The 20,042-nt window shown below is 49.2% G+C and carries 14 protein-coding genes; 6 read left to right on the forward strand and 8 right to left on the reverse strand.

The window, feature by feature from the left end; genetic code table 11:
* Positions 1-285: 285 nt before the first annotated feature.
* Complete coding sequence (locus H579_RS0113875; RefSeq protein WP_028301191.1) at positions 286-1,392, reverse strand: branched-chain amino acid ABC transporter substrate-binding protein; 1,107 nt, start codon at positions 1,390-1,392, stop codon at positions 286-288.
* 591 nt (positions 1,393-1,983) lie between these two features.
* Between H579_RS0113875 and H579_RS0113880 the strand changes: the two genes are divergently transcribed.
* A complete protein-coding gene (locus H579_RS0113880) occupies positions 1,984-3,153 on the forward strand; it encodes a DUF3095 family protein (protein WP_028301192.1) in 1,170 nt (389 codons plus the stop codon).
* 100 nt (positions 3,154-3,253) lie between these two features.
* Here H579_RS0113880 and H579_RS25665 read toward each other — a convergent pair whose 3' ends face one another.
* From H579_RS25665 to H579_RS25675, 3 genes are read right to left on the reverse strand one after another with little or no spacing between them, the layout of a single operon-like run.
* Positions 3,254-8,170, reverse strand: a complete 4,917-nt coding sequence (locus H579_RS25665; protein ID WP_051227639.1) for a hypothetical protein — start codon at positions 8,168-8,170, stop codon at positions 3,254-3,256.
* Complete coding sequence (locus tag H579_RS25670; protein ID WP_211224721.1) at positions 8,170-9,306, reverse strand: hypothetical protein; 1,137 nt, start codon at positions 9,304-9,306, stop codon at positions 8,170-8,172. The genes H579_RS25665 and H579_RS25670 overlap by 1 nt, the downstream gene beginning before the upstream one ends.
* Before the next feature lies 1 nt (position 9,307).
* Complete coding sequence (locus H579_RS25675; RefSeq protein WP_051227640.1) at positions 9,308-10,699, reverse strand: hypothetical protein; 1,392 nt, start codon at positions 10,697-10,699, stop codon at positions 9,308-9,310.
* Between the two features lie 170 nt (positions 10,700-10,869).
* On the opposite strand from H579_RS25675, the gene H579_RS0113900 reads away from it, so the two are divergent.
* Complete coding sequence (locus tag H579_RS0113900) at positions 10,870-11,193, forward strand: heavy metal-binding domain-containing protein (RefSeq protein WP_028301193.1); 324 nt, start codon at positions 10,870-10,872, stop codon at positions 11,191-11,193.
* A gap of 239 nt (positions 11,194-11,432) precedes the next feature.
* On the opposite strand, the gene H579_RS0113905 is transcribed toward H579_RS0113900, so the two are convergent.
* Positions 11,433-11,717 carry an antibiotic biosynthesis monooxygenase family protein gene (locus tag H579_RS0113905; protein WP_028301194.1) on the reverse strand — a complete coding sequence of 95 codons (285 nt, stop codon included), beginning with the start codon at positions 11,715-11,717 and terminating at the stop codon, positions 11,433-11,435.
* Between the two features lie 417 nt (positions 11,718-12,134).
* Here H579_RS0113905 and tusA point away from each other — a divergent pair, with 417 nt between their 5' ends.
* Positions 12,135-12,377 (forward strand): sulfurtransferase TusA, encoded by a 243-nt coding sequence (tusA, locus tag H579_RS0113910; protein ID WP_028301195.1) that lies wholly within the window; start codon positions 12,135-12,137, stop codon positions 12,375-12,377.
* Positions 12,378-12,498: 121 nt separating this feature from the next.
* Here tusA and H579_RS0113915 read toward each other — a convergent pair whose 3' ends face one another.
* The 3 genes from H579_RS0113915 to H579_RS0113925 form a co-directional block, all read right to left on the reverse strand.
* Positions 12,499-13,221: a hypothetical protein gene (locus H579_RS0113915; protein ID WP_028301196.1), complete on the reverse strand. Its 723-nt coding sequence runs from the start codon at positions 13,219-13,221 to the stop codon at positions 12,499-12,501.
* Positions 13,222-13,589: 368 nt separating this feature from the next.
* Entirely contained in the window at positions 13,590-14,717 is a 1,128-nt protein-coding gene (locus tag H579_RS0113920) for a DUF3080 family protein (RefSeq protein WP_028301197.1), read from the reverse strand.
* Between the two features lie 21 nt (positions 14,718-14,738).
* Positions 14,739-16,112: an MATE family efflux transporter gene (locus H579_RS0113925; RefSeq protein WP_051227641.1), complete on the reverse strand. Its 1,374-nt coding sequence runs from the start codon at positions 16,110-16,112 to the stop codon at positions 14,739-14,741.
* 190 nt (positions 16,113-16,302) lie between these two features.
* On the opposite strand from H579_RS0113925, the gene H579_RS25680 reads away from it, so the two are divergent.
* The 3 genes from H579_RS25680 to H579_RS0113940 all read left to right on the forward strand — a co-directional run bounded on the left by H579_RS25680 (position 16,303) and on the right by H579_RS0113940 (position 19,975).
* Entirely contained in the window at positions 16,303-16,950 is a 648-nt protein-coding gene (locus H579_RS25680; protein WP_084624139.1) for an elongation factor P hydroxylase, read from the forward strand.
* Positions 16,951-17,101: 151 nt separating this feature from the next.
* On the forward strand, positions 17,102-18,133 hold the full coding sequence (locus H579_RS0113935; protein ID WP_245583277.1) for a Fe(3+) ABC transporter substrate-binding protein: 1,032 nt from the start codon (positions 17,102-17,104) through the stop codon (positions 18,131-18,133).
* A gap of 117 nt (positions 18,134-18,250) precedes the next feature.
* Positions 18,251-19,975 carry an ABC transporter permease gene (locus H579_RS0113940; RefSeq protein WP_342662790.1) on the forward strand — a complete coding sequence of 575 codons (1,725 nt, stop codon included), beginning with the start codon at positions 18,251-18,253 and terminating at the stop codon, positions 19,973-19,975.
* Positions 19,976-20,042: the final 67 nt, after the last annotated feature.

The raw sequence follows: 20,042 nt of genomic DNA on the forward strand, positions 1-20,042 counted from the left end.
GCTCAGCGCCGATGGTAGTGTGGGGTCTCCCCATGTGAGAGTAGGACATCGTCAAGCGCCTATTTAGTCTTTTTAGAAAAGACAGCAAACTCTGATCAGCAATGGTCAGGGTTTTTTGTATAGGCGTGTGAAAAAATCGAAAGAGAATAGGGAAAGAAATTAAAGCGTTGTATCTGGTTTTGCTCAAAACTCTATTTAGTTTGGGCTTGTGTAGAATCTATCTGGCATCAAAAATGGCAGCCTAGGCTGCCATTTTCAGTTCTTGCGGTATCGCTCGTCCTCAGGTTATTTCAACTGAGTACCGGTACCGTCAGTGTGCCATTGGTACATACCGAATTCAAAGCCTACCAGATCACCCTTCGTGTCCCAGGTTAGAGGGCCCATTGCGGTGTCGATAGTGTTACCACGCAGACCTTCAGCAACTTTGTAAGGATCGTCTGAACCTACTTTAGAGATCACATCAACCATCGCCTGTACTGCAGCAACACTGGTCCATACGAAAGGACCGGTTGGATCCTGGCCTTTGGACTTCATCAGATCAACCACTGCTTTGTTTTTCGGCAGTAGATCATAACGTGCAGGCAGAGTAACCATCAGGTTCTCAGTCGCTTCACCAGCAATAGACGCGATCGCTTTGTTACCTACGGCCTCAGGGCCTACAAACTGAGGTTTAAAGCCGTTGGCAGAACTCTGACGCATAATCAGACCCAGTTCTGGGTGGTAACCACCATAGTAAACCAGATCCACACCTTCACGTTTCAGCTTGAAGATCAGGGAGGAGAAGTCTTTGTCTCCCGCAGTTATACCTTCTGTTAATACTACATTCACGCCCGAGTCCAGCAGCGTTTTACGCACGGACATAGCAATGCCTTCACCATACTGCTGTTTATCATGAATGATAGCGACTTTTTGAGGCTTCAGGCTATCTGCAATATAGCGCGCCGCCGTTGGGCCCTGATCGGAATCCAGGCCAATGGTACGGAAGATCATTTCGTAGCCACGGCTGGTAATTGATGGGTTAGTTGAACAGGTAATGGCCAGAATGCCTTCTTCTTCGTATACATCAGAAGCTGGCTGAGTGGAGCTTGAGCACAGGTGACCTACTACATATTGAACACCGTCACTTACCAGTTTGTTTGCTACGGCTACAGCTTGCTTTGGATCACAGGCGTCATCATATTCAACGGCTTCCAGCATCATGCCGTTAACGCCGCCAGCTTTATTAATCAGTTCAATCGCGGCACGAGTACCTTGGAACTGCATATCACCGTATTGAGCTACTGCACCTGTCTGTGGTCCTGCGATACCAATTTTCAGTGTCTCTGCGGCGTTAGAAGCGCTGACTGCTACAGATAAAGCCAGAGTCGCAAATGTCTTTTTTATTAGAGTCATCGGGTATTCCCTGTTTGTTTTTATGTTGAGCCTGGTAAAACATCGCTAAAGGTGTCACAGGCTTTTTATCTGGATCTGACCCACAACACCCTGATTTAAAAATAAAACAACCACTGCTATATAGTTGTTTTCTAATGTTATGGCGGACTATCTCAGACCAGACATCTATAAATAGCATTTACTCTAATGAATTAAAATGGTGTAGTAGGAGTGTGATTTAAACAAAGGATTAAAATAGGGATACAGCTGTAAAGTATAATAGACACTTTAGGCGAGGTGCCTATGTTTGGTAACAGAGTTTTCAGTCAGGTGCATTAATGTCTTCTTGTGATGTACTACGCTGTAGAGGCACTACCAACATCAAAGGTCGCTAACAGCAGGATGTAGCTCTTGAGGTTGAGTCGAAAGAGTGAAGAGGTAGGCACGAAGCGGAAATCCTTTATAACTAAAACTCTATGCTTTCAATAGAGCTCAGTGATACAAAAAATCACATAAGTGCTCACAAATCAAGTACCCTATGAGCTTGAGCTGATAGAGGTGGCAGATTATCACTAGCAGCGAAGTGAAGTCATTGGTTGAGAGGCTGTATTGGTGATCAAAAGTGAGCGGGCATCTGAAAGTTTTTATCTGAAAATTCCGGGGTTTAGCGACTTCACTGAAATCTCCGATAGTCGGCATTATTACTCTGTGCCTGACGATTGGCTAGTGATTGTCTCAGATATTCAGGGATCTACTCAGGCTGTGCAATGTGGCCGTTATAACGATGTTAATCTGATAGGTGCAGCTTGTATCACGACAGTGCTTAATGCAACTCGGCAAGATATTCCTTTTGTTTTTGGTGGTGATGGTGCGAGCCTGCTTATTCCACCAGATCAGTCTGAGGTGGTCTTCAGAGTATTGAAAGATCTGATTCGGATATCAAAGGAAAACTTTGGTTTGATCTTGAAAGCAGGCTTTGTACCTATCCATGAGTTGACTAAAAATGGTTTTCAGATGGAGATTGCCCGTTTTATGCCTTGGGGCAATCGAAGTATTGCTTTGTTTCGTGGTGGTGCACTTGCTGAGGCTGAAAAACGTATCAAACGTCACAGTGAATATCAATTAACAGCTGATGATACTCCACCGGATGACTTGCTATTTAATGGTTTAACCTGTCGATGGAACAAAATCTCAAGCAAGAAGGGCATCACCTTATCATTGCTAATCACGCCTTTGCCTTTGTCAGATAACAGTCAGATGGGAGTTGTTGTGCAGAAAATTGGTGAAATTTTAGGTGGTAATCTGGAGCTGGGTAACCCGGTTAATATTGAGATGAGTAGTTATAAGAGTATTGCTCAATGCTTGCAACAGGAACTCAGGTTCCACCCCGGCTGGCACAGCCCGGGGTATATGAAACGTGTTGTGGAAATTGGTATGGCAGTGCCCTTGTTTGGTTGGGGGCTGCACAGTTACTTTCCTAAAGCGAACCATTACTACGGCAATTTAAAATCACACTCGGATTTTCAGAAGTATGATGACACCCTTCGTATGATTATTGATTGTTCAGAGGAACAAAGTCAGACTATTGAGGGTTATCTGCTGGAAGCAGAAGAAAAAGGGCAGTTAGTTTATGGGTTTCATCGCTCAGATGGTGCGCAGATGACCTGCTACGTGGAAAACCTGAGTGATGGCAATCATCTGCATTTTATTGATGGTGGTAATGGTGGTTATTCGCTGGCTTCTATCCGCTTGAAAGATAGATTAAAGCAACTACAGCCGTGAATAGCTGTCGATGGTTTAAGGGTAAGTCCATTTACCCTCTCTGTTAGTTTTAGCTAAAGCAGCATGTTCCAATGTAGCTCCTACTCAGCTGTGGCTTGCTTTATTTCTTCTGCCTCTGTTTTTTTGATCCTGCTTTTTCTGGCTCCGGTTTGTCTGAATTGTTCTCTGATTTAGCCGGGTGAATCTGCAGCTGGAACAAACTGGCTTCACCGTTACGATCATCATTGCTGGCCTGATCCGGTTTACCATCCCGTACAATTACATGACCACCCTGGCCGTTACGACCACCGATCACACTGCCTACCAGATAGCCTGGGAAGATGCTCGGATCGTTTTCATAGTTAGGATTATGAATCAGGCCGATCATCTGGAAGCGACCCCGGGTATTGCGTAGGGACTCCAGGGAGTCTTCAATCAACTTCTTGTGCGATAGCTTACTGAACAGCCCATCAAGAATAATCACGCTTTCACGGCTGGCTTGTTCCCGTTTGCGTTTTGGACTGGCGACCATGCGCATATCCCGCTCGATGGCAAACTCGGACAGTTTCACCAGCCACATCAGAGATACCGCTTCACGCTGACCCTCACTCATCTGCTCGTTCAGGCTAAACAGACGACCGTGGGCACGAATGGCGCTATGGCGCAGGCGAATAGCGATATTACGGAACAGGGAGCGGTAGATGCGACGGCGAATCAGCTCCTGCAGTTCTTTCTGCTGCTTCTCTTCGCTGTAGCTCTCCGGGTTCTGCTGCTGGCGCTTACGACTCACTTCCTGATGAGTGTCAATCTCGCTCAACAGTGTAGCGACCATCTCCTGAATTGCAGTGTCATCGATCACTTCCGCCTGGATATCAAAGTGCGCGCCTTCATCGCTGCCTTGGTTGCGGGCGACACGTTTTAGAATCTGCAGATTACCTGCAGCATCGGCAATAATACGGCTGAGACGTTCCTGCAGACCCGCTTCTACCTGGCCCTGAGATTCCTTCAGTTGTTCCACTCGACTCAGGTGTTGCTGCAACTGGCTTTGCAGGGTGATCTCCAGGGCGTGCAGATCACTAATCGCCTGATCACCAAAGCTTTCCAGCGCGGTTAAGCGGGCTTTTTCCGTGCTGTTAAACAGTTTGGCTTCAGACAGTGCCTGTTTTAACTGATTGGAGAGCTGTTCATGCAGTTGGTTGATCAGTTTCTCCTGACGCACCATCTCCTTGCCGCGCTCATTCAACTGTTCATCACGCAGACTTTCGATCAGGCGGGCCTGTAGGATATTCAGCTGATCCAGCTCGGATTCATCCAGTTGATAGTTGTGACAGTACTGATCAAACAGCTGATACAGCTCGCTATCTTCAATGCTTTCGGTCAGAGGGATAACTTGATTGCCGCTGAATTCCAGCTCACGCAGCTGCTCCAGCCACTCCATAGCTAGCTCATCAGTCAGCTTCATCACCTGCTCAGCGTGACTGATACTGGTTCTGAGTTGTTCGATACGCTGCTGCAGCTCTTTACGTTGGGCTTTCAGCTGACGAATGCTTTGATCCAGTGTCGCCAGGTTTTTATCCAGGCTTTGGTCGTTATCGCTATCGCTGCGCAGGGCCAGATAATCGCGAATACGTTGGAAATTCCAGCGTGCCCGGCGGGTGGCTCTTTCCTGTTGGGCCAGCAGTTCCTGCTCTTTTTGCGCACGATGGGCTATAAAGGCTTGTTCACCGGAGTCCAGATAGTGACACAGGCGTTGTAAACGGGCCTGTTCGCCATCGGCAAAGATCTGCTGTAACTGACGTTGAATAGTCTGCAACTGTTGTTGCTGCTGTTCCTGTTGCTCCGTCTGTTGATGCTGTTGCTCTTCAAGACGAGCAAGATTCAGCTCACAGGATGCTTGCTGATTGATCAGGGTTTGGTAATGACCTTCACCACCGGCCTGAACAAAGTTCTCGGCTTCCAGTGCCTGACGTTGGGACTGGTGCAGTACCTGTTCCAGCTCTTTTACCCGTGGCATTAGCGGTTGCAGAATCAGCTCCTGCTCTTTGATGCTTTCCAGAGCTTCGGTCAGGCAGGCATCGCCACCCAGCTCCAGATAGCGTTGGTAGTCGCTGATGGTTGCTAAGGCTTCCGGTTGAATCTGTTGCTGCAGCTGTGCCAGTGCTTGCTCGGTTTCCAGCAGCGTATTATCGATCGCTTTCAGGCGTTTATCCGCATTGTCGGCAACCGCCTTGGCGGCTTGCTCTACGGTGCCACAGGCCTCGCCATAGGGATCATACAGTTGCTGTTCCAGTACCAGTTGCTGCTGTTGCTGCTCCAGCTGTTCGATACGCTCCTGCACCTGTTCTCTGAGCAGATTGATACTGTTGGGGTCGGTGGCGGCTTTTACCGCCAGAGTCTCGTAACCCAGTACCGAACCCAGAATCTCACGCTGGTTATGTACCGATTCCGTTAATTCGCTGTGGCTAAACACCGGTAGTGAGAACTGTTTTTGTAGCAGTAACTTGGCCGCTTGCTGAGCCTGTTCGTTATCCGGCAGAACCGGGGCAAACAGGAAGGCGGCGGCTTGGGTTAGCCAGCGCTGCTTGATCTCTTGATCAGTGATGCCTTGCTGTTCTGCAATATGAGATAGGCTGATATGTAACGCGCTGACCGAGAACCCTTGCTCCTGCAGCAGATGAAGAGCTTGCTGTTCCTGTTCACTGGCGGCGAGCGGATCGGTATCCAGGTGTTTCAGATAGTGCTGCAGACGCGGCAGTTCTTTACGGCACTGTTCCAGCTCAGTCAGAGCTGTAGGGTAGCGCTGTTGAGCAAACTCCAGCCACTGTTTTGGCGTTTGTTCCGGGTTCTGCTGACGATATGCCTGCAGCGCCTGGGCTAAAGCCGTGTACTGTTGCTGTTCCGCGTTGAGTCGCTCCAGCTGTTGTTGCAAACTGCGCTCTTTATTCAGCAGTTCTTCTTTCAGGCCAACGGGTTTGGCATCGGCAAACAGCTGTTGGAAACGATCTCGCTGCAGTGCCAGCGGTTGCAGTTTTTGCAGTTGCTGACGGGCTTCTTCCAGTGTTTGTTCCGCCGGTTGTTTCTGCGCCAGCAGGGTTTGGTACTCCTGCTGAATACGTTGAATAAAACCAGCCGGTGATTGCTCTGGATGCTGCTGACAGAAGGCCTGGTATGATTCTCTGTACTGTTCCAGCTGCGCCAGCTCCGTATGCAGACGATGCTGTTGCTGTTGTTCCTGAGATATTTGCTGTTGCAGGTTTTGCAGCTGGCTGCTGTGTTGCTCCAGCGCTTCCTGTACGGCATGCTGGTTTTTGTTCAGCTCGTTATGGCTGGCTTCTTTCTCCTGCAGCAGCTCCTGAGGTGTGGTATTGGCGTGCAGATCGCAAAAGGTTTGCCACCATTGTTCCGTTTGTTCCAGTTGACCGGTTTTACGCTGGTGTTCACTGAGGGCTTGCTGTGCCTGTTCCGCTTCCTGAGTACAGGCTTGCTCGGTTTGATCCGGTGTTTCCAGTTCCTGTTCGCTAAACAGGCCTTCGCTTAAACCATCACGATAGTAGCTCTGGTTATCGATAAAGGCCTGAGAGCGAGTCGCGAGAGATTCTTTTTCTTGTTGGCACTGCTCCAGACGCTCTTCGGTTTCGCTTAGCTCCTGCTGGCTGTTATGCAGGAACAGCTGATCCGCCAGATAATCTTCGCGAGCCTGATTGCTGTCCCATTCAAGGAAGGTATCGCAGGCGTCTTCCAGCTGTTGCAACGCTTCCAGGCGTGCAGCATCATCTTCAAAGCCCTGGCTATCGACAATCAGCTGACGGCTTGTTTCCAGAGGATAGGTGTTTACCTTACGATCACTCACCCAGCGTGCAGCTGGATGATGCAGCAGACGACGAGTGGGGTTACCGCTAAAACCGGCCTGATCCATATAGGCCTGAGCACGACTTAGGGAGATATTCAGCAGTTTGGCGATCAGGGTACCGGCTACCACAGGTTCGGTTTGACCCGGCAGCAGGGCAAAATTCAGTGCCGGGTGTTTATCATCGATTACCTCTTCGGCAAAGGGAATACCGGGCAGTGGCGACTGAGCGATATGCAGCAGGGTATCGCGACTGGTGGCCATCTCTGCTTGTTGACGATTCAGTTCGCTACGGGCCTGTTGCAGTTCAGCGGCTTTTTCATTCAAGCCGTGTAGCCGAGAGACCTTCTTCTCGGCTCTTTGCTGATCCTGCTCGGCGGCGTTGATACGGTGACGCAGCTCAGACACCTTCTGGCCCGAGTTGATAATCACCTCTTCAATAAACTCTTCGCCTTCGTCGGTTTCCCCCTGAGTGGCACCGGCCAGAATCTGTGGGGCCAGTACTTCATAGAAAAACGCCTGATCCGGCTTTTCACCGGGACGGGGACGAATGGCGTTAAAGATCTGGCTTTTATCCGCACCCCCTTCCTTCTGGAAGTTAGCCAGTTGTTCCAGCTCTTTACGACTGATATGGCGACTAATCGACTCCAGCCACTCATCACGGGTATTGGGGCGTACCACGCGAATCGCGCGGGCAGCATTTAGAAAATCCCTGTTGCTGTACAGGCGTACCTTGCCATCCAGACTGGTTTCGATAACCCGGCAATCTTCCAGCTGGCCCTGATAGAAGTAGAAGTGACCATCACCGTCGCTATGGCCATACATACCAAAGACCCAGTTTTCACCGGACACCTCTTCACCGGCGACGGCCAGCAGATCATTTTGCTGTTCACCAGATTGGGTGTTGCTGCGGAACTCAACACGGATATGACTCCACGGGCGTTCCTGACCCTGCACGCGGGAAGGGCTCATCTTACGGCGGCTGTTAGACATCAGCTTGCGGTCACGGGACAGCATACCGATCAGGGCATCACTTAACGTGGTTTTACCAAAACCGTTTTCCATGCTGACTGCGGTGGATTGACCGTGCAGATTGAGCAGCAGGTGGCGCATCTTGGGTTCCCAGGGGCTAGCCACATCACCGTGTTTGTTCAGCAGGTTCGCAATCTCGATACGATTAATCACAGACATTAGTGGTTCTCCTGTTGATCCAAGATTGCGCTTTCATTCACTTGTTCGTTGGCGTGCTCACTGGCCTGCTTATTGTCGTGCTCATTATCGAGAGAGGTTAGCAAATCGTCTTTTACCTGAGAGAGCAGATCATCTTCGATGGGTGACAGTAGATCACCACCCTGAGGAATCATATCGGTTTGCTTAGAAGGGCGCTCTTCAGACGATTCTTCTTCGGAAGCGCTATTCTCTACCGTGTCTTGTTCAGTAGAGATTTTGTCAGATGCCCAATCAACTGCAGTTGCTTCAGTCTCGGAAGTATCTGTCTGAGTCGTATGCTTAGCATCTGTTTTCTCACCGGCTTCTGGCAGGTTTAGATCATTGAGCAGGTGATGCAGATGGTGCAGGCCAATCTGCTCCGCTTCCAAAGCACCTAACAGGGTTTGCTGATAGCTGGTTTGCAGGGCGCTGGCCTGCTGGCTAGAGGCCGCGACATCGTCGCTATCACTTTTGTCCTGATTACGTTGCAGATGACCCGCTTGCTCCATCAGTTCGATAAACACACGTACACGACGGGGAATATCCTCGCCCTTCTCATCAATCAGCGCGCGAACCGCAGGGGAGACCTGAGTACCCTGGATACCGCTCTGACGCAGTTGTTCCAGGTGTTGACGCATCGCTGTGATCAGCTCCTGTACGCTAAATACCGCTTCCTGATACTGGCTGACATCGGTCAGTGAGCGGTTATTACGGGTGTAGAGCAGGCCCATTAACAGCAACCACAGATGCAGGAACCAGAGGGCGATCTCCTCCTGGCTTTCCTGGCGCAGACGCATACTGGCGTAAACCGGTTGTTGGCTAAACAGTGCGGGCAGATCGGATTCCGGCAGACGTTGCAGCAGATACATACGACCACCTGCAGAGATACCAGGGTAATCGCTGGCTTCGATAAATACCAGCTGTAGCCCCTGTCCGTTCAGGAACTGACGCAGCTGACTGATCTCATCCTCACTGGCCTGGGCCAGAATGGCACAAACATCCCGCTCAGAGATTAAACCAGCACGGGAGGCACGGCGATTACGCTGACTGGGACGGCTCTCCGCCATACGGTAACGTAGCAGGTAGGCGTACACTTCGCCCATTTCACTCATATTCATCTTACTGGTCATCCTGGGCGTGAGGTTGGCGTAACATCAGAATCGGGTTATCACCTTTCAGTACCCGGCCATCGGGCAGGGTGATCTCAAGGCTATGGTTCGGGTCCAGCGCGACCACCAGATCCGCTTGTAGCTGTTCAGGGTCGACATACATATTTAGCAACTGAGGCAGGAAGTCTTCGCCTTCAATTTGGTGCCAGCCTTTGTCTAATGCTTCAGACAGGGTCAGAGGCTGTTGTTGCAGATGCTGACAGATACTTTCCGATCTATGTTGTAGGAAGGTATGTAGGGCGGTGTCCTGGTAGTGCTCGTTATCAGTGCTGTCGAATACCAGAGCTTCTTCGCTGCGTTCACTGCGTTGATCCAGCAGGTTGCTGGTAAAGTCATTGGGTGACGGGAACATGGTCTCGATATAAAACGGCATGCAGCGCTCTGCCACCGTATCGGTCAGTGCCTGTACCGGTGGCTTCAGGGCGATATCTTGAGCCAGTTGGCTAAAGTCGATCACGCCCATGCTGCGGATACGGCCATCGGCGATATCGGTCAGCAATTCGGTTAAACGACGACTCAGGTTTTCAATGGCGTTTACCACACGGTTAAGGCTCTGGGTCAGCATCAGCAGATCCCACTCCTGATGATTCTGCTGCTGCCACTGCTCAAAACTGTGTTGCTGTTCCGGGCGCAGCAGTTGAGTACGACAATCCAGAATGGTGCGCTGAATACTGTTCAGGGCGTTATGGTAGTGACGCTGATTTTCCTGGAATGCCAGTAGCTTACTTTCCCGTGTCGGGTTTTCCCGAATCTGGCGAATCTCCTGAGTTAATCCCCGGATCGCCAATAGGATGGAGTTACAGATATCCGGCACCCGGCCATAGTCGCCACGGGTAATCGCGGTAAGCGCTTTTGCCGCATCGTACTCACTGTACAGCACGTCTTCCACCTGACCGGCCAGGTTCACCGCCTGACGACCGGATGAGGTCAAACGTACATGTCCGGTTTGCGCCTGCTTTTCAATCAGCGAGGTACGCTTAGTACTGGCAATGGGGGCTTGCTGTTCATGACTTTGACCTGGCTGACGGTTGATATAAATCAGCTCGCTGGGTGTTGCCAGGGTATTGACCACAAACTGCAGATCATCACTGCTGCAGTTGGGGTAGTACTCACGGACAAAACCCAAACAGCAGCTATGACTGATAAAACCACCGTTGGTCAGGAAGTCCTCTTCCAGAAGATAGTCCAGCAGCAGGCAGGCCAGATCCAGCCAATAGCCATTTTTCAGGCCCGGTCGGGGCTGTTGTGCCACCCTTACATGGGGGGAGCGCTGTTCATGGTTGCTGTCATGAAGATCCAACAGGCGAACCGTGGTAATCAGCAGATTAGTCCAGGGGGTCATAAGCGAGCCCTAAAGTCATGGCGATGAGCTTTCATAATTGAAATTTAAGCAGTTTCCGGAACAAAACAGAGCCAAAGCGGCCAAAATACAAAGGCGGTTATTATGCCATAAACGTCTTAAAGGCGAGGGCTAATTTGTCTTAAATCAGAAGCTTTAACAGGAGTGTTATCATGCTAAAAACTACAACATCGGTGGTTGAAGGGCGTCCGGTTCAGGATTACCTGGGTGTGGTTGTCGGCGAAGCGATTTTAGGGGCCAATATCTTTAAAGATATGTTTGGTGCTGTACGGGATATTGTCGGTGGCCGGTCTGGTGCTTATGAAAAAGAGATGGGCCGGGCCAGAGCAATTGCCTTTGAAGAGATGGAAGCCCGGGCCAGGGAATTGGGTGCTGATGGCATTATCGGCATCGATATCGACTATGAAGTGGTAGGAGCCAAAGGTGCCATGATGATGGTCAGTGTCAGCGGTACAGCGGTTCGGTTTGGCCGGTAAAGGGTAGTCAGATTAAGTGCTGTGTGTTGTCTGCTGAAAAATTCTGGTGTGTAGAGTGATTTTCGGGCTCTTGTGGAGCCCGAGAATTTAGAAACTGTCAGATTAACTCTGGATTGCTACGTGTAATCAGCTTCTGCCAAGGTAGGCAGATAATCTATCAACAGTTGGTGGTAAGCAATAATACGATCCGCAATTAACGCAACCTTGATGGTTTAAGGTCGCTTGTGGAAATCACAGATTTACAGATGCTCCAGAACGGTGATCTTCTCTTCTTCCGCTAGCATCGCCGAAATCGCTCCAGAAATCTGAATACGCTCTTCCGACTTGTACCATTGCTTCCAGGCACTTTGATCACACCAGGTAGTGAAGATAAAACGATGGTTAGGATGAGCGCCATCTTTCAGAGATTCACCAGAGATAAAACCTCGGGCGTGAATGGCCTGTTTCAGGATATTGCGCGAGAATTCTTCATAGTCTTCTTCCAGGCCAGGAATAATAATGCGTTCAATCATTACCTTAATCATGCTGTTCTCCTTAAAGCAAATGGTACGTCCTGTGCTAACACGGTGATGCTCGTGGTTAGATATTTTGAGTGACCGTGCGGTCAAGTTTGGCTCAAGACGCGTATTTATTATTGGTTGCTCTGTCTTAATAGTGTGTAATATCAGCCATTTTCGCAAGGGGTATGAAGAAAATTTCTTGTTTTAAGTCAGTCTGTTAAACTTAGCGGTAAGATCTTTGATAGCTCATATAATATGATTCCGGATAAGTTTATTGATATCCGAGTAGGTTGGATAAGCGAAGCGCCATCCGACATCCGACATTGATGATCGTCGGAAGGCGCCTTGCGGCTTTTCCGACCTACAACAACTTATCCGGTTTGGTATAACACAAGCTGTTTAGATCAAAATATATCAATCCTACTGATCAGGAACCGGCTGATGTCTGATATTGCTTTTACTCACGAACTGGATACTTCGGGTCTGTTGTGCCCAGAACCTGTCATGATGCTGCATGGTAAGGTGAAAGAGCTGGCAAAAGGTGATGTGCTGAAAGTGATCGCAACAGACCCTTCAACTACGCGTGATATTCCTAAGTTCTGTCAGTTCCTGAGCTATCCGCTGGTACATCAGGAGCAGCAGGGCGATATCTATCTGTACTTTATTGAGAAAACCTCAGATTAATTGAGCTTTTTGTTGTACTGACTTTGCGTCGTGCCCTTGCTTAAAAACCTTTATTAAAAGGTGTTAGCAAGGGCAGTGCCGATCATCTCTCTTTAATTTGCTTTCTTCGATTTGGCCTTTTTTAATTGGATCGCGATGAAATCTCAGCCGAGTGCATCATACGCACCAGCGCCTGCATCGCTTCCGGTTCCCGCCGTTTAATCTGATTGGCAATCTGGTACTGGAAATAGTAGCTGGTGCCCTTGACCTGGCTCGCAGGAAAAAGACTATCGTCACCGGGAAGTACCGGGGTATTTATGACCTTGCTCTCGTCGACAATAAAGGCTTCGATCGTGCCGTCACTGAATAATCCCCAGCTAAAGACTTCCGCCATCTGAAAACTACGCTGATCCTCTTTTAGAGTGACTAAGTGAGTGCCGGTTAAGTCGGGCATCTCCTGCATCAGGTAGCGTTCCGGGCCACCGACAAATTCATAAATATCCATGGCAGCTTTGAGTTCTGCGACTTTATGCTCCGGTGGATCACTGAAAACAGTTTCGGTTTCGTAATCGTAATAACCCTGCCATTGACCGCCTCTGGGATCGGCTGCGCTATCTGCGGCGATCACTTCTTTTAGCCAGGGCACGACTCCGACAACTTCACCGTTTTTCTGCATTGCCCAGCCGATTAAGCGCAGAGCAAAAAGGGTGGTTTGGTCACTGGGGTGACTGTAGACCATGGCAAGCCCGTCCAGCTCAGGTGTCATACGAACAAAAGACCTTGCCTGAGGATCTTCATGCACACGGCGACTGAACAGATCAATCACGTTACTGGCTTGGCCAGTATGAGCAGGTGAGGTGTTCATAGAGCCCTCCTTTCCCCGTTGCTGTATAGACCGGGGGGACTAAATCAGAGAGTGAATCATGCGCTATCAGCTGGCATACCTTTCCCGCAAATGGGCCAGGAAAAATAAACCTGCTCTGATATTTTATACACCCTATAAGTAAAAGTAGTTCATAACTTGTTGTCTGCAAAGTAAAAGTTGGAAACAGCGTTATGGTTCAAAGGGTTAAGTGGTGGCTTAGGCAGGGAGTACTTGATAAAAATAGTCTGAATTAAAGGCTTGTGGTGATAGTGAAGGCTAACTTTTCAGATGCTGATGGCTCCGGTTAAAAATGATTTTAATCACTGGGTCTCGGGACTGAAAGCACTATACCAGTGTTAGGAGCCGCTTCAGCTTCTTGGAAACAATCCGCATTCACGCAGTACCTGATTCCAGATATGGGTATGTCGTTTATTGGCTTGTTGGTAGCGTTGCCATAGTCCCTGGGGATAATCATTGCTCAGCCATTGCAGGCGGAATTTTTCTAACTCGCTCCCTTTTTCTGCCAGCTGAAATAGCTGATCCATTCTGGGGAGTAGCTGATTCGCCATACGGTTATGGGAGGCCAGTTCCGGTTGTATACCTTGCAGATAGAACTTCTGAAGCAGATTAAACAGAATTTTAGCTTTTGGTGTTGCGGTGCCGCTTAAGCACAGAGGACGTTTATCTCGTTTATCTTCTAATAGCCGTGCAGTTTGGTTCAGCTCTACGGTGCTGATCTGCAGTGTTTTGAGTAAAGAGAGCATCAAAGGCTGTTGATAGAGTGTCTGCAGGGTTTGCTCAAGACCGGTGCCGTTAATTGGGCTATTGAGCGGGTCTTTACTGATGGTAATCAGCTGATCCAGTGCCGAGACCAGAGTGTTATATTCCAATACCTGCTCTGGGGGGATCGCTTGCTGTGTTGCTCCAAACTGGCTATCCAGCTCGGGCCCGGCAAACAGCATCTGATGAAACACGGCTGGCATAATATTTTGCTTGTACTGATAAAGCTGTTCGATACGGTGGACAAACTCGGCATCTTCAACCAGCCATTGTTCCCTTTCTTCATAACAAGGTTTTAGCTTTTGCCAGAAGGCATTTTCGTAGATAAAGCGTTGTGAGTGGGCCATCACTTTACCTAGATTGCTGTTGCGTTGATTGATCAGCTGCATCAGATCACAACGGCGAAAGTCCCAGACTTCGATCATACCCTCGCTGTACTTCGGGATCTCTCTTAAGCGTTGGCGCTTATCGGGATAGTGAATATTGGTGAGTGGTGCGACAGCGGGCTGATCACTGTCGAGGGTGCTGGCTAAACGATTCTGGTAGTTATCAAAGCGATATTGCAGGCTATCTTGTTCGGAGCAGGCCGTTATTACCAGCACCATAAAGCCGACCGCTAAGATGCTTAGAGCTTTTAGTGGTTGATAGCGCTTAGTCGTAATATGGTTGATCGATAGCAAATTAACGGCCTGATGCAGATAACTGATTTTATACAATGGATTCTGAAATCTCCGGTTTTATGGCCGACGCCATATAATCCGTAATCGCCAGCACAATAGGATGGCGGCACAGCTTAGTCCCGCTATCAGTCCATGCCAAAAGCCGGAAACGCCGGATGCTGGCAGAATCCAGTCGGTTAAACCCAGTATGTAGCCCAGTCCCATACCGATCACCCAATAGGAAAACAGCGTGATCGGCATAATAATTTTAGTATCTTTATAGCCTCTCATGGCACCGCTGGCGCTTACTTGGATGGCATCCGATAACTGAAAGATCGCCGCCAGGTGTAAAAGGCTAACAGCTAGGGCAATAACATCACTGTCCTGAGTATAGAGCCGTGCAATCGGCTCCGGCAGGAAAAACATAATACTGGCGGTAAAGGTACAGGCGATCACCGTACAGAAAATACCGATCAGGCTGATACGATGGGCGGCTTGCTGGCCCTGTCCACCAATCCCTTGTCCCACTCGAACTGTCAATGCCATCGCCAGGCTTAGCGGAATCATAAAGGTTACAGACGTCACATTTAACGCAATCTGGTGGGCTGCCACATCCGTTGAGCCCAGATGGGCGATAAAGAGTGCGATGGTGGTAAACAGACCTACTTCAAAGAATATGGCAACACCAATAGGCAGGCCAACACGGGCGATCTCTTTAATCGCTTGGGTATCCGGTAGGGCAGGATGCTCCAGCAGGTTGCAGGTCTTATATCTGGGCTGCTTTTTAATATACAGCCACATAAACAGCACGCTGCTCCACATCGCGATGGCTGTCGCTAAACCACAGCCTAAAACCCCTAATTCAGGGATAGGCCCAAAGCCAAAGATCAGGGTAGCATTGGCGATAATATTAACCACAAGGCTGGCTAAACTGATCAGCAGTACCGGTTTAGTGAAGCCCAGCCCTTCGGTAAAACTGCGCATCGTTTGATACAGGCCGATCGCCGGGAAACCCAGCATAATACCCAGTAAGTAATCACTGACCGAATCGTAAAGGTGCATGGGGACTTGCATCAGATCCAGTATCCAGGGATGGATCAGCATGATAAGGATGCTGAAACAGGCTAATGCCAGGCCGAGCCAGAAGCCCTGGAATGCGAAAGGCCCGATTTTGCTGACATCTTTTGCCCCATTCCATTGTGCGATAAAGGGCGTCAGCCCCAGTAAAACGCCCGCTAACAGCAGAAATAGTGGCATCCAGATGCTGGTGCCCAGGGCTACAGCAGCCAAGGCGTCTGCACCCAAGCGGCCCACCATGAGTGTATCGGCCACGCTCATACCGGATTGAGCGATCTGCGCACCCATAATCGGTAACGCAATCGCCAGCAGCTTTTTCACTTCCGTTGGCGTGTGTACAGAAGAAATGTGAGGGGAAGTGTCCGAATTTGACATAAGGTCCATCTGGTCTATACAAGGGGTTAAAACGATCCGGCATTCTACCTATGAGTCTGCCGTTTGTCTGTTGAAAGTCATCGATCCTTGTAGTGATAAAGTGCATACCGTAAGGCGCTCTGGCCGGAAAGGGTTGTTCCGTATCAAAAAAACAGTCATCAAACCTGCATAAAGCTGAACAGGTCGTATAATGTCCCGCGAAAAATTATGTTCTTCTGAGGTTAGTGTGGCTGAGCAACATCAATGTGAAGATCTGATCCAGATCTTTAATCAACTTTTCCAAGACAGTGAAAATACTCTTTTGGTACGCGGCGACGATGAGCCTATCTATCTGCCTGAGTCGATGACGGGGAATAAGCATCAGGTGATTTTTGCCCACGGTTTTTATGCCAGTGCCATGCATGAGATCGCTCACTGGTGTGTTGCGGGTGCTGAGCGTCGTTTGCTGGAAGATTATGGTTATTGGTATGAGCCTGATGGCCGTAGTGAAGAGCAGCAGCGCTTGTTTGAAACCGTTGAGATAGTGCCTCAGGCGATGGAAAAGTGTTTCTGCCTGGCGGCGGGTTTTAAGTTTCGTGTCAGTGTTGATAACCTGAATGGCTCTCCCGGCGATACCTCAGGTTTTGCCCATAATGTCGATCTCAAGGCTCAGGAATATCTGGAGCAGGGGCTGCCTGATCGTGCTCAGCGTTTCTTTGATGCGCTGGCCGAATTCTATGGCACAGGTGTCGTAACCGCTCAATCGACAAAGGATACACCAAGCGATATACCAAACAGTCAAACGTCAGCTTGTGAACAAGGACAGCCTGTTCAATTGCCTGATCCGGTATTGTCATAAGTCTTTATCTTTTCTAAACTTTGATCTAAGTCAGATAATGAAAATGATTCGTATCAAATATTGCGTTTCGTGGCGATTTGGGGTTAAATACAATTATTCTCATTTATATTAGATGTTTGATTTCAAAGACTTTCCTTGTATGGAGCACACGATGGCACAACAGAACGCACTGAAAAAAGCACTGGCAGGTCTGGCGATGATTGCGGGTGTTACGGCGACATTTAATGTCAATGCTGCGGATGAAGTGAATATCTACTCTGACCGTCAGGCCTTTCTGTTAAAGCCCATTCTGGATGCGTTCACCAAAGAGACGGGTGTTAAGGTTAATATTGTTTATGCCAAGAAGGGCATTATTCAACGCCTGAAGAGTGAAGGCCGTAACAGTCCTGCTGATCTGTTGTTAACGTCCAATGTGAGTAATCTGAATCGTGCGGTAGATGCCGGTGTGACTCAGGCGGTTAATGACAGCGTGGTCAACGGCAATGTGCCTGCTCAGTACCGTGATCCTAATGGCCACTGGTTTGGTCTGACTACCCGTGCCCGTGTGATCTACGCTTCCAAAGACCGTGTCAAAGAGGGTGAGGTCACCCGCTATGAGGACCTGGCTGATCCTAAGTTCAAGGGGCGTATCTGTACTCGTCCGGGTGATCATACCTACAATATTGCGTTATTGGCGTCGATGATTGCTGAATACGGTGAAGCTGATGCAAAGGCCTGGCTTGAAGGTGTTAAAGCAAACCTGGCACGTAAACCACAGGGTAACGACCGTGCTCAGGTTAAAGCCGTTAAAGAAGGTGTATGTGATATTGCCGTGGGCAACAGTTACTACTACGGTAAAATGCTGGAGAATGAAGAGCAGCGTGCCTGGGCAGAGTCGGTTAACCTGATCTATCCGAACCAGGCAGATCGCGGTACACACGTGAATATCAGCGGTATGACACTGACCGAAAGCTCTCCCAATCGTGAGGACGCGATTAAGTTGATGCGCTTCCTGACCGAAAGCACAGCACAGAAAATTTATGCTGAACAGAATTTCGAATACCCTGTGAAGCCGGGCGTGGAAGCCAGTAAGTTGATCGATCATTGGGGTGAGTTCAAGGCAGATAAAGTATCCCTGGCTGAGGTGGATAAGTACCGTAAGCGTGCTGCCATGATGGTGAATGAGGTCGGCTATAACCGTTAAGAGATCAACTACAAAGTTGATCGGCTTTTGAGTTGAAATATCAATGAAAACAAGGAATTATATTCCTTAAAAACAGGGCAGTTTTTACTGCCCTTTTGCGCGTTTAAGGATATGGATTTGCAGACACTGCCACAACAAAGCAAACCGGGGTTTTTTAGCCGCATGATTATGGCCAAGAAGAGTACAGATTCAGGTGTAAGGCGTTGGCAATGGTCGGTATGGCTGATTGCTGCTGTTGTGCTGTTGCCTGTGTTGTCTGTACTGTGGTTGTCTGCATTTCCAGATGAGAATATCTGGCCTCATCTGCTTGAAACAGTTTTGCCGGATTATGTTCAGAGTACTCTGTGGCTAATGCTGGGTGTCGGTGTGCTCTCGACCTGGCTGGGGGTTTCAACAGCCTGGGTGACGACCATGTATGAGTTTCCTGGTCGACGCTACTTTGAGTGGGCGCTATTGCTGCCTTTTGCCGTGCCTGCCTACGTGATCGCTTACGTTTATACCGATATGCTGGAGTACTCCGGTCAATTGCAGATCTGGTTGCGGGAGGTGTTTGGGTGGCAAAGTGCCCGGGATTACTGGTTTCCCGAGATCCGTAGCTTGGGCGGTGCGGTGATTATGATGGCGTTGGTGCTCTATCCCTACGTCTTTATGATGGTGCGGGCCACCTTTATTGAGCAATCTGCTTCCTTGCGTGATGCGGCCCGAACACTTGGCTGTAGTCGTCGTGAGGTGTTTTGGCGTGTGTCTCTGCCCACGGCGCGACCTGCACTGGCAGTTGGTCTGGCGTTGGTGCTTATGGAGACTCTGAATGACTTTGGTACGGTGGATTACTTTGCCGTACGTACCCTGACAGCAGGTATCTATGATGTCTGGATGAATATGGGCAATATTGGTGGTGCAGCCCAGATCGCCAGTGTGATGATGCTGTTTATTGTTGTACTGATCGGTATGGAGCGTTTCTCCCGCCGTAAACAGAAGCAGTTCTCCCGTGGTGATCGTTTTAAGCGTTTTAATCGGACTAAGCTTTCAGGTCGTACCGCTTTTGTTTGCTGGTTAATCTGCTTCATCCCCCTGGCATTTGGCTTTCTGGTGCCTGTTGGGTTTCTGGCCCGTCATGCGGTGGTATATTTTGATGTTTCCTGGACGCCGGAATTTGTCCAGATGAGTTGGAATAGCTTCTCTCTATCGGCGATTGCTGCTCTGGGGACGGTTGTGCTGGGGCTGGTATTGGCCTATGGCAAGCGTTTAGTAAAAGTGCCCAGTGTGCAGCGTGCAGTGGCACTGTCTGGCTTGGGGTATGCGATGCCTGGGGCGGTATTGGCGGTGGGTGTGATTTTGCCATTAGCAGCATTTGATAACAGTATTGATCGTCTGTTTGAAAGTTGGTTTGGTATCTCCACCGGTTTGCTATTGAGCGGTACGGTATTTGCCGTGGTGTTTGCCTACATGGTGCGTTTCCTGGCCGTATCCTCCGGCAGTATCGAGTCCAGTCTGGAAAAAGTGACGCCGAGTATGGATATGGCTGCGCGCTCTATGGGTTATAGTACCTTGGAGATTCTTTATAAGATCCATCTACCGATTATTAAACCGGGGGTGCTGACTGCGGCTCTGGTGGTGTTTGTGGATTGTATGAAGGAGCTGCCTGCGACGCTGGTTCTGCGTCCATTTAACTTTGATACTCTGGCGACTCATGTCTATCAGTTTGCTTCCGACGAGCTGTTAGAAGAATCGGCACTGTCGGCACTGGTGATTGTGCTGGTGGGTATTATTCCGGTAATTTTGTTAAGTCGTTCGATTATTGCGGCGAGGAATGAGAAGAAAGAACCGGCCAGTGCGGAGTAGTCTTCTCTCTGCTTGATTTATCGCAAGCCTCACTTCGAATAAAGAAGTGAGGCTTGATGCTTTTTAA

It is taken from the genome of Oceanospirillum beijerinckii DSM 7166, from assembly GCF_000422425.1.
GTDB classification, from domain to species: Bacteria; Pseudomonadota; Gammaproteobacteria; order Pseudomonadales; family Halomonadaceae; genus Oceanospirillum; species Oceanospirillum beijerinckii.